Annotated in this window: 8 protein-coding genes; 3 read left to right on the forward strand and 5 right to left on the reverse strand. The window is 70.3% G+C overall.

Annotated elements, in window-relative coordinates; all coding sequences use genetic code 11:
• The 3 genes from VD972_RS34915 to VD972_RS34925 form a co-directional block, all read right to left on the reverse strand.
• The coding region (locus tag VD972_RS34915; protein ID WP_324993144.1) for an Hpt domain-containing protein at positions 1 to 1,356 on the reverse strand (1,356 nt) is incomplete at its 3' end.
• A gap of 2 nt (positions 1,357 to 1,358) precedes the next feature.
• Positions 1,359 to 1,736 (reverse strand): response regulator, encoded by a 378-nt coding sequence (locus VD972_RS34920; protein ID WP_324993137.1) that lies wholly within the window; start codon positions 1,734 to 1,736, stop codon positions 1,359 to 1,361.
• 240 nt (positions 1,737 to 1,976) lie between these two features.
• A complete protein-coding gene (locus tag VD972_RS34925) occupies positions 1,977 to 3,950 on the reverse strand; it encodes an ATP-binding protein (RefSeq protein WP_324993138.1) in 1,974 nt (657 codons plus the stop codon).
• A gap of 271 nt (positions 3,951 to 4,221) precedes the next feature.
• On the opposite strand from VD972_RS34925, the gene VD972_RS34930 reads away from it, so the two are divergent.
• Both VD972_RS34930 and VD972_RS34935 read left to right on the forward strand, forming a co-directional pair.
• The gene (locus VD972_RS34930; protein ID WP_324993139.1) at positions 4,222 to 4,740 is read left to right on the forward strand and encodes a hypothetical protein; all 519 of its coding nucleotides are present in this window, start codon (positions 4,222 to 4,224) and stop codon (positions 4,738 to 4,740) included.
• 74 nt (positions 4,741 to 4,814) lie between these two features.
• On the forward strand, positions 4,815 to 7,670 hold the full coding sequence (locus tag VD972_RS34935; RefSeq protein WP_324993140.1) for a vanadium-dependent haloperoxidase: 2,856 nt from the start codon (positions 4,815 to 4,817) through the stop codon (positions 7,668 to 7,670).
• 8 nt (positions 7,671 to 7,678) lie between these two features.
• On the opposite strand, the gene VD972_RS34940 is transcribed toward VD972_RS34935, so the two are convergent.
• Both VD972_RS34940 and VD972_RS34945 read right to left on the reverse strand, forming a co-directional pair.
• Positions 7,679 to 8,215: an ester cyclase gene (locus tag VD972_RS34940; protein ID WP_324993141.1), complete on the reverse strand. Its 537-nt coding sequence runs from the start codon at positions 8,213 to 8,215 to the stop codon at positions 7,679 to 7,681.
• Complete coding sequence (locus VD972_RS34945; protein ID WP_324993142.1) at positions 8,184 to 9,947, reverse strand: sigma 54-interacting transcriptional regulator; 1,764 nt, start codon at positions 9,945 to 9,947, stop codon at positions 8,184 to 8,186. Before VD972_RS34945 ends, VD972_RS34940 begins: the two co-directional genes overlap by 32 nt.
• A 504-nt stretch (positions 9,948 to 10,451) precedes the next feature.
• Here VD972_RS34945 and VD972_RS34950 point away from each other — a divergent pair.
• Positions 10,452 to 10,793: hypothetical protein (locus VD972_RS34950; RefSeq protein ID WP_324993143.1), on the forward strand; the 342-nt coding region annotated here is incomplete at its 3' end.

Below are 10,793 nucleotides of genomic sequence, written 5' to 3' on the forward strand. Positions count from 1 at the left end.
GGCGGCGGCATCCACTCCCCGGCCGTCATCGCTCACGGTCAGCTCGAGCCTCCCGCTGGAGCGCGCATGGCAGGCCAGGCGCACCACCCCTTCCTCGGGCTTGCCAGCGGCACGACGCTCCTCGGGGTGCTCGATGGCATGATCCACCGCGTTGCGCACCAGGTGGACGAGCGCAGGCAGCAGCCGGTCCGCCACGGCCTTGTCCAGCTCCGCATCCCCCACATCCAGCTCGAGCCGCACCTGCTTGCCGGTGGAGCGGCGCAGGCCGCGGACGAGCAGCGGGAGCCGCTCCAGCACATCGCCCACCCGCACCATGCGCAGGTGGAGGATGGTGGTGCGCAGATCGCGGAGCTGACGTCCGTTCTCCTGGAGCACCTGGACGAGGTCGCGGGTGGGGACGCCGGCCGCGGTGAGCGCCGCCACCGCGCGCGCCAGCTTCGAGCGGTTGACGATGAGCGCAGCCAGGCGCTCCAGCGCATCATCCAGGCGGGACACCTCCACCCGCAGCACGCTGCTGCGGCGAGGCTCCGCGGCCTGCCCCTCTTCGTCCAGCCCGAGCGGTTCGTCCGGGGTGAGCTGCGGGGAAGCGGGCTCGACTGGAGCGGGCAAGGCGAGCGGCACCAGCGTTGCGGGAGCCCCTCCCGCCGCGCTGAGCAGCGCCGAGTCCTCGGCGTCCGTCAGCAGGAGCAGCACGAAGGTGAGGTTGCCGCCGCCCGCGGTGGTACCGGACACGGGGATCACCTTGATGATCTCCGCGAGGACACTGATGCGCTCTCTCACGGTGTTGATGGTGAGGCCCTGGGCGGCGCGCTCGGCGGAGGGCACGTAGTCCAACCGGAGCGCGCGACGGCCGGCGGTCACGCCCGCGAGGAGCTGCTCCCGCTCGGAGGCGGAGAGCTTCGCGGCGAGCAGGGGCTCCAGCTCGAGCGTGATGGGGGAGGCCTGCTTGTCGGCGGGCCCCCGAGCCGTGGCCTCCAGTCCCTCCAGCCGATCCAGCAGCGCCTTGGGCGGCAGGGAGACAGGCTTGCCTGCGACGAGCTGACGGACGCGCTGCTCGATGGCGCGCAGCCCCTCCAGCAGCAGCTCGACGCTGGCCTCGGGCATCCGTCCGCCCGCCTGGTCCGCGTGGCGCAGGGCGGTCTCCATCCAGTGCGCAATGGAGACGACGGGCTCCACGTCGACCATGGCCGACAGGCCCTTGATGGTGTGCAGGGCGCGGAACAGCTCGCGCACGGTGCGGGGACTGGCGGAGCGCTGCCGGGCCGCGGTCTCCAGCGCGAGGAGCTGAGCGTTCGCGGTGCCCAGCAGCTCTTCCACCTCGGTGAGGTAGGCGGGGAGGAAGTCCGCCAGATCCACGCTCACCCGTCAGCCCTCTCGAGCAAGCCCTTCACCTCTCCGAGGATGGCGTCAGGGCTGAAGGGCTTGGTCATGAAGCGGTCCGCACCCGCCTGGAGGGCCCGGACGCGCGAAGCCTCGTCTCCCCGCGTCGTGACGATGACGATGGGCAGGCGACGCAGGGTGTCCTGGCTCCGCACGAACTCGACCACTTCGATGCCGCCGATGTCCGGCATGTTCAGGTCGAGGACAATGAGATCATACGGCTTGAGCGACAGCCGCTCGATGGCCTCCAGGCCGCTCGAGGCATGGGTGAAGGAAAGGCCGGGGTAGGGCCGCAGGCAGGCCACCACCATGTCCCGCATCACCTTGCTGTCATCGACGACGAGAACTTCGGGCATAAACTCCTCTGGCAACGGCGGACGAACCTAGAGGGATTCCACTGTAGCGGGGTGCCAATCGGGCCTCAGTCCCAGAGCATCGCCCAGTGGGCGACACTCCGGGGCGAGTTGACACAACCATGTAGCGACGGAGGGGAGCTCCTTGCCATGGGCCCCGTCTGCCCTGAAGGTCAGCGGACAGGCAGGCAGCCTTCCGCCACGAACTGCCCAGGCCCGCCGACCCAGTGCCACCGCTGCTGCTCAGGCTTGTGCGGGTACGAGCGCCGCATGCGTGACACCGGCGCGAGGTAGGAGCACCCGGAAGGTCGCCCCCTGGCCCGGCACGCTGTTCACCGTCACCGTGCCGCCGTGGGCCTCGACGATGCGGCGCACCCGGTACAGCCCCAGCCCCAGCCCGCCGTAGTGCTTCGCCGAGACGGCGCGCTCGAAGCGCTGGAACAGCCCCTCCACCCGCTCGGGAGCGATGCCAATACCGTGGTCACGCACCTGCAGCACCGCCGTGTCCGACTCGGACTCGAGCGCCACCTCCACCGGCTTGCCCGGCCCGAACTTCATCGCATTGGCCAGCAGGTGCCGCACCACCTGCGCCATCCTCACCCGGTCCCACCGCCCCGGCGTGCTCGGCAGCTCGCTGAGCACCAGGCGGCAGCCGACGCGCGAAGCCTCCTGCTCCGAGTGGGCCACCGCCTCGCGCACGACAGCGGCCAGGTCCACCTCCTCCAGCTCCAGCCGCGGCGCCTGGCTCTGCAGCTGGGACACATCCAGCAGTGTGTCCACCAGGCTGGCGAGCCGCTCCACCTGCCGGTCCGCGGCCATCAGCGACTGGGCGAGCCGCTCGGGTGACCAGGGCCTGTCCACCGCCAGCGCCGAGTTGACCCCCTGGAGCCGCAGCCGCAGCGCCGTCAGCGGCGTGCGCAGCTCGTGCGACGCCACACTGAGGAACTCGTCGCGTGTGCGCACGGCCTCCTGCGTCTCGCGCAGCAGGCGGAGCCGCTCGGTGACGTCGTCGATGATGCCCGCCATGCGCACCGGCCGGCCCGACAGGTCGCGCTGGGCCCGCCCGCGGCTGACGCAGGAGCGGTAGCCGCCCTCCGCGTGACACAGCCGGAAGGACACGTCGTACGGCGTGCCGTGCTCCAGGTGCGCTGACAGGGCGTTCACCACCGAGTCCCGATCCTCCGGGTGCAGCCGCTCCACGAAGGCCTCGTAGGTGCCCGCGAAGTCCCCCAGCTCCAGGCCCAGCATCTCCAGCAGGCGCGGGCTGCACCAGAATGAGCGGCGGCGAAGATCCCAGTCCCAGACTCCATCGAAGGAGCCGGAGACGATGAGCCGGTAGCGCTCCTCGCTCTCGCTCACGGCGCGCTCGGCCTGCGTGAGCAGCCCCACCTGGCGCTCCAGCCGACGCACCATGCCGTGCAGGTGCTCGTCGACAGAGGGGCTCTGCTCCGCGGCCGCGGGCGCGAAGCCGCCATGACGCAGCTCCCGCAGGAGCGCTCCGAGGATCTCATCTCCCGCCTGGGAGCGCCGCACGAAGCCGTTGGCCCCCACGTTCTGCGCCATGCGCAGGTCCAGCTCGTCCGGAGCGCCGATGTGGGTGAGGAGGACAGGCACCTGGGACAGCCGCGGCTCCTTGCGCAGCGCCAGGCAGAGCCGGAAGCCATCCAGCCCCGGCATCAGCACGTCCGCGAGCACCGCGTCCGGCCGCCGCCGCTGGGCCACCTCCAGGGCGGCGCGCCCATCGGTCGCCATCACCACGTCGAAGCGGAAGGGGGCCAGCAGCAGCAGGAGCAGCTTGCGCGAGACAGGGTCGTCATCGGCGACGAGGATGGTGGGGCTGTGCGCTCGCTGGGGAGTCTGGACCTCGGCCGGCAGCACCATCCGGACTGCCTCTACCAGCCCGCCGAGCGACAGCGGGTGGCCTAGGAAGGCGGCCCGGAGCTGCTGCCTCATCAGCCGCTCCTGCTCGGCCGAGGATGCCATCACCAGCAGCGGTACGCCCAGGGCCTCCAGCACCCGGCGCGGCGCATCCTCGGCGGCCAGTCCCTCCAGGGGCATGCTCGCCTCCAGCACGATGGCATCGGGCCGGGGACCCCAGGCGGTGATTGCAGCGACGGTGTCCGCCTCGTGCACCTGCCAGCCCTGGCTCTCCAGCGCGAGCTTCTGGAGGGCCCGGACATGAGGGGCTCCCGAGATGAGGAGGATGAGGGGCGTCATCGAGGTGTACGAGCAGGTTGCGCGAGCTGGGGGAGCTCCTCCTCCATGAATTGGAGGAGACTCGCAGTCTTTTCACCACGCTCGCCGAGTCAAGCCACCTTTCCGCCTGATGTTGAAAGGTGCATTTCCCCTCAACACGCGCCTGAGGGTGGAGCGCTGCCCCGCCTGCCTGCCTCACCGCCGGGGTGGGGGCTCCCTCCCAAGGCAAGCCATGCCCTGGGTGATGCAATTGCATTGCATCGAGCGTCCGCCCGCCAGAGGATGCGATCGCATGAAGCCTGCCCATTCCGTCCCTGCTGCCAGCGCCGGCCCATGGCGTGCAGCCCTGGCGCTTGCGCTGGGGTTGACCGTTGCAGGGTGCGGGGGGAACGAGCCCGAGCCGCAGCCGCCCATGAGTCTGGAGCTCGGCACGGGGCGGCAGCAGTTTACCCCGCTGAACGATGGCGACACGCTGGGGTTGCAGCGTGGCTGCCAGGGCGGCCAGCACATCTTCGTGTCGCTGCGAGCGTGGGGCCTCCCGCCGGAGCCCGTCATGGTGGAGCTGTCCCTGACGCGCACCGAGGATGAGCAGAAGGTGTCCTCGCCCTTCCGGGTGAGGTACCTCTTCGCGCAGGGCAACGACCTGGACGCTCCCGATGAGCTGACGGGCCTGCTCCTGGTCATCCCGGAGCCGGACAAGGCCGTGGGCAGAGCGGTGCGCGTGACGGCAGCCGTCCAGACCGATCCCGGCGACCGCGCGACCCACGTGCGCACGGGCACCCTCCAATGGGGTGCCGACGCCTGTCCCTGAGCAACGAACACGGCAGGCTGGCTCCCGTGAGCGGAGCACCGCCCTGCCGAGACACCGAGTCCAAGGAGGTCGTCATGCAAGGGTGTTCATCCCCATCATCCGCGCCGCTACCTGGCGCATATCGCGGCTGGCTGCTGGCCGCGCTTCTGGGAGTCCTCGTCATCGGGTGCGACGAGGATCCGCCACCCGAGCCCGAGCCGCTGCAGTGGGCGGCCCTGACGCAGGGCTATCCCGAGGCACTGCTGTCGATCTCCGGCCGCTCGCGCTCGGATGTGTGGGCCGTGGGGGCGGACCGGGGGCGCGGGCCGCTGGTGCTGCACTACGACGGGACGAAGTGGCAGGAGCAGCAGACAGGGCTCCGCGGCGATCTCTGGTGGGTGCACGCCTTCGAGCAAGGTCCCGTCCTGATGGGGGGCGCGAACGGCACCCTCCTGCGCTACGAGAACGGCCAGTTCACCCGCATGACCACGCCCGGGCTGGCACGGCACACCGTCTACGGCGTGTGGGGCGCGCGGCCGGATGACGTGTACGCGGTGGGCAGTTTGGGCAGTCGCGGCGGCTTCATCTGGCACTACGACGGGACGGCCTGGAAGGACGTCCCCCTGCCCTATGCGGACATGCCGCGCACGCCGGATGGCGACATCTCCGGTCTCTTCAAGGTGTGGGGCACGGGCCAGGGAGACGTGTACGCGGTGGGAGGGCTGGGCACGGTGCTGCGCTCGCGTGCGGGCGGCGCCTTCGAGCGGCTCCCCACCGGCACCACGAGCCGGCTCTTCACCGTGCATGGCGCGGGCGACACCGTGGTGGTGGTCGGCGGCGAGGGCCAGGGAGAGATCCTCGAGCTGAGCGCCTCCGGACAGTTCGAGCGCCGGACGCCAGATGGGTGCCCGCTCTTGCAGGGCGTGGCGATCGCGCCGGATGGCAGCGGCTGGGCCACCGGCTCCCGGGGTGAGGTGTACCGGCGCACCGCTGGCGGCTGGGAGCGTGGCGAGCTCGGGCAGCAGCTCGAGCTGGAGTCGCTGCATGCCGCGTGGGTGGATCCCGAGGGGGGAGTGTGGGCGGTGGGTGGCAACGTCCTGTCGAGCGGCCTCAACGCTGGCGCCATCCTCCAGCTCGGCCCGGAGGTGGCCGCCGTCCCCCTGCCGGAGACACCCCAGCCTCAACCCGCTGTCTGCCCGGAGGCGCAGGTGGACCCGCGCCCCACCGGCTCCATCGCGCGCCGGTGGAACGAGCAGATCCTCGGCGCCATCCGCAGGGATCTTCCCCGGCCGACGGTGCACGCGCGCAACCTCTACCACCTGTCCGCCGCCATGTGGGACGCATGGGCCGCCTACGACGCGACGGCGGACGGCCTCTTCGTCCGCGAGAAGCTCACGGCCTCGGACGTGGAGGCCGCGCGCTCGGAGGCGCTGAGCTACGCTGCCTACCGCGTGCTCACGCACCGTTACACCCCCGCCATCGGCGGCGCGATGTCGAAGGTGTGCTTCAGCGCCTTCATGCGGAAGCTGGGGTACGACCCGGAAGCCACGGGCACGGACGGCACCAGCCCTCGCGCGCTGGGCAACCGCATCGCTCAGGCGCTCATCGGCTTTGGCGCGGATGACGGAGCCAACGAGCAGCAGGACTACAAGGACACCACGGGCTTCACGGCGGTGAACGCGCCCCTCGTCGTGGACGATCCCGGAGTGGCGCTGAACGATCCCTCGATCTGGCAGCCGCTCAACCTCGCGCAGGCTGTCACCCAGAACGGCATCCCTGTCGGCTCGGGCGCTCAGGGCTACATCGGCGCGCACTGGGGGCGGGTGACGACGTTCGCCCTGGTGCGGCCGGTAGGCGGCGGGCTGTACCTGGACCCGGGCCCGGCTCCCTTCTTCGACAACGAGCTGCGCACCCATGCGGTGGAGGTGATCCGGCGGTCGAGCGGGCTGGGCAGCGACGCTCCTGTGGACCTGTCGCCCGGAGCGCTGGGCAACAACAGCGTGGGCGCGGACGATGGGACGGGCCACCCGCTCAACCCCGTCACTGGCCAGCCCTACGCGCCCAACGTGGTGAAGCGCGGCGACTTCGGCCGGGTGCTGGCGGAGTTCTGGGCGGACGGCCCCAAGTCCGAGACACCGCCAGGGCACTGGAACACCATCGCCAACCAGGTGGCGGACTCGCCGGCCTTCACCCGGCGGCTGTTCGGTGCGGGCGAGCCCGTGGACGCGCTGGAGTGGGACGTGAAGGCCTACCTGGCGCTCAACGGCGCTGTGCATGACGCGGCCATCACGGCCTGGGAAGTCAAGCGCGCCTTCGTCACGGCGCGCCCCCTCTCGCTGATCCGCTACATGGGCGGGCTGGGACAGTCATCGGATCCGAGCGGGCCCTCCTACCACGCCTCGGGCCTGCCCCTGATTCCGGGGCTCATCGAGGTCATCACCGCCGAGAGCTCTGCCTCGGGCGGCCGGCATGAGCACCTGGCTCGCTTCCGGGGACAGGTGGCGGTGCACGCCTGGCGGGGAGAGCCGGGCGATCGCCGCCGCGAGGTGGGGGGCACGGGCTGGGTGCGCGCGGTGGACTGGATGCCCTACCAGCTGCGCACCTTCGTGACGCCTGCGTTCCCGGGCTTCGTCTCTGGGCACAGCACCTTCAGCCGCGCCTCGGCCGAGGTGCTCACCGCGCTCACCGGCAGCGCATACTTCCCAGGAGGCCTGGGCGAGTACGTCGCGGCCGGTGACACCAGCCTCACCTTCGAGAGAGGCCCCTCGACCGAGGTGCGCCTGCAGTGGGGCACGTACTACGACGCGGCGGACCAGGCAGGGCAGTCACGGCTGTGGGGCGGCATCCACGTCGCGCCGGATGACTTCCTCGGCCGCAAGCTCGGACAGCGCGTGGGGCTGGCCTCCATTGAGCGCGCCCGGCGCTTCTTCGAGGGCACCGCCGTGCCCTGAGGCGACTGTCAGCGCTTTGGCGCGCGCTGGAGGAGCGCGTTCATCGGCTGGGTGGGGCTGACGACCTGGCGCGCAACCTCCGCGCCCAGGGCGGGCAGGGAGCGGTCGAGGAGTCCCACCTGGACGAGCACCGTCGCCTGATCCCAGTAGACACGCTCACTCGCGATCTTCCCGTTCTCGAACGTGACGACGATGAGGGTGGGGACCTCGACGCGCTTGCCGGTGGGGGGAATGCCAGGCAGCAGCCAGTCCATCTGGATCGAGTGGGTGAAGCGCGAGATGAACTCGTCGACGATCCGTCCCTGCCCGATGGTCCGAGAGATGGGGATCGTCTCCATGTCTGGGGGGATCTGCGTGAGGAAGTGCTTCGAATAGAACTCCTCGACCTGGTCCCGGCCGATGCCGCCGAGCGTCAGCGAGACCATGTTGACGCTGGGGTGGGACCCCATTGTCGCGAGGGCCTGCTCGCTGCTCTTCGCGCCGAACTCGGCTGCGAGGTGCTGATCCCAGAGATCACTCATCCCCTTTTCGTCCAGGTCGCTCATGTGAAGCCCTCCTTGTGTGCCGTGTGGATGATGGACGCTGGTAGCGTGCATCATTCACGGATCCGGCGTCACCGCCTTTGGACATCTCAATGGCAGGAGCCTGCGTCTCCCGGTCTCGTGCGAGGGCACCGTACCGCTTGAGCTTGCGGTACAGCGTGGCGGCGCCGATGCCGAGCTGCCGCGCCGTCACCGTCTGGTTGCCTCCGTTGTGCTCCAGCGCGGCGAGGATGTAGTCCCGCTCGAGCTCCTCCAGCGTGCGAACACCTCCGGTGATGACGGCGGTCGGCAGCGCCCCTCGGACGTCCTCGGGCAGATCCTCCAGATCGACACGCCTCCCTTGAGCCAGGGCAATGGCGCGCTCCATTGCGTTCTCCAGCTCCCGGACGTTGCCGGGCCAGTCGTACCGGGCGAGCTGATCCGCGGCGCGCGGCGTGAGCGCGGGAACCGGCCGCCCCATCCGCTCGGCCGCGCCGGCGAGCAGCCAGCGGGCCAGTGGCAGGATGTCCTCGCGCCGCTCGCGCAGGGGCGGCACCTCGAGCTCGATGACCCGCAGCCGGTAGAAGAGATCCTTCCGGAAGCGGCCCGCTTCCACCTCGCGAGCCAGTGTGCGGTGGGTGGCTGCGAGGACGCGAACCCGGATGGGCCTGTCGCGGTTCTCTCCCACGCGGCGGATCTGCCGCTCCTGCAGCGCGCGCAACAGCTTGACCTGGACGGAGGCTGGCATCTCTCCCACTTCATCCAGGAGCAACGTCCCACCGCTCGCAGCCTCGAGGAGCCCGGGCCTGTCGCGCACCGCGCCCGTGAAGGCTCCGCGCGCATGGCCGAAGAGCTCGCTCTCCAGGAGCGTCTCCGAGAGGGCCCCGCAGTTGATGGCCAGGAATGGCCCGGCCGCCCGCGAAGACTCCTCGTGGATGAGCTTCGCCACCCGCTCCTTGCCGACGCCACTCTCCCCGGTGATGAGCACGGTGGAGTCCACCTGGGCCACCCGGCGCGCCAGCTCGATCACCCGTCGCATCTCCTGGCTGCGCGCTACGATGCCGGCAGGGAGCTCGGGCTCACTGGCCGCGCGCGCGAGGGCGCTCTTCCGCGCAGCCAGCTTCCGCTCTGCACGCACGAGCTCCGCGGCGACGTGACGCAGCACCCCTTCGAGTCCCTCCTGCTCGAAGAAGGGCAGGTGTGGCTCCAGCAAGGCCCCCCAGCCCTCCCGCGTCTTGGCATGGAAGTGACAGGCCGCGTCCCCGCGTCCGATACAGCGGTCCTCCAAGACGTAGATGCGCTCTCCCTCGACGCGGCTGAGATACCCGCTCGCGAAGCCACAGAGCGTCCAGCAGGTCGGCTCGTCCGAGCGCCCTGCGTGCAGCAGGTGCTGCTCCGCCTCGTAGGACGCCTCCATGGTGGCGCCCTCCGGAGAGAACGGATCCTCCGCTCCCGGCGCGAGGCGAATGAGCCCCTGGAGCGTGTGAATGAGGCCGCCTGCGGCTCGCCAGTCCCTGGCGCTGTCCCAGGTGAAGCTCGAGGACAGGGCCTCGGCCATGCGCCAGCCGTGCGCGAAGCTGAAGCGCGTGAAGATGGCTCGGGCCGCAGTCGGGCCCAGCGTGTCCAGGAGCTGCTTGCGGAGCAGGCCCATGGCCACAGCATCGAGGATGAGCGCGCGCTGCCCCGCGAAACGAACCGTGCCTCCTTCCGGGTCGATCTCCAGCAGCGCGTGGATGTCGAGGTCCTCCAGCCGCATGGGTGACTCCTTCAAAATGAAGGACCTCCCTACTTCGCTTTGACTGGAGCCGGGGGTTCGGCGGAGGCGAGACGACCGGTAACTCACAGAAAGCACGGGGAGTGGCGCGATGACAGGTGCGTACCACTCCAGTGGTACAGCCGTTCACGGCCTATCCACCTATGGCTCCAGTGCTCAGCGGTCTCCAGAACACACGATGATCCGCGAGCAGGGAGAGGGGCCATGTGCATGAGATGGAGAGTGCTGGGCGCGGTGTTGTTCCTGGCGCTCGGGTGTAGTTCAGAGTCCGAGGGGCCGCCGGGGCCACAGGGAGAGAGGGGACCGCAAGGTGAGCGAGGCCCTGGCGGGCCTCCAGGCCTGAAGGGCGATCCAGGCCTACGGGGTGATCCAGGCTTGCGGGGCGATCCAGGGCCGAAGGGCGACCCAGGACCAAAGGGCGACACAGGTACGGCGGGACGAGACGGGGAGGACTCGCTCTTCCCGGACCCGTACTTCGAGCAGGATATGAACGCCTGGCAGCTGAGGAACTCGCAGGGTTCCATTGTCACGTCGACGTCGGCCATCGCGGGGACAAAGGTCTTTACCAACGCCGTGAACCAGCAGGCGTGGCTCTCGTCGAAGAGACTGGCGCCGGTGAACCCCCACCACACCTACGAGGTGACGGGCTCTTTCCGGCGGCCGACGACGACAGGCTCAGCCGGGGGCATCTATCTGGCAGTGCTGCTCTACGACGGCGCCAAGGCCGAGCTCACCGGCGACGGCACATGGTGGTTCTACCCGGTAGCGGGCGCCTCGCTGGCAGACACTGCCTGGCACACTTACAGCGCGCGCTTCGGCGCCGGCACG

Origin of the sequence: Hyalangium sp., assembly GCF_035629615.1 — a bacterium.
In the GTDB taxonomy this organism is placed as follows: Bacteria; Myxococcota; Myxococcia; order Myxococcales; family Myxococcaceae; genus Hyalangium.

Coding starts and splice junctions, on each gene's coding strand:
- VD972_RS34920 (WP_324993137.1), bottom strand. CDS start 1,736: ATGCCCGAAGTTCTCGTCGTCGATGACAGCAAGGTGATGCGGGACATG.
- VD972_RS34925 (WP_324993138.1), bottom strand. CDS start 3,950: ATGACGCCCCTCATCCTCCTCATCTCGGGAGCCCCTCATGTCCGGGCC.
- VD972_RS34930 (WP_324993139.1), top strand. CDS start 4,222: ATGAAGCCTGCCCATTCCGTCCCTGCTGCCAGCGCCGGCCCATGGCGT.
- VD972_RS34935 (WP_324993140.1), top strand. CDS start 4,815: ATGCAAGGGTGTTCATCCCCATCATCCGCGCCGCTACCTGGCGCATAT.
- VD972_RS34940 (WP_324993141.1), bottom strand. CDS start 8,215: ATGAGCGACCTGGACGAAAAGGGGATGAGTGATCTCTGGGATCAGCAC.
- VD972_RS34945 (WP_324993142.1), bottom strand. CDS start 9,947: ATGCGGCTGGAGGACCTCGACATCCACGCGCTGCTGGAGATCGACCCG.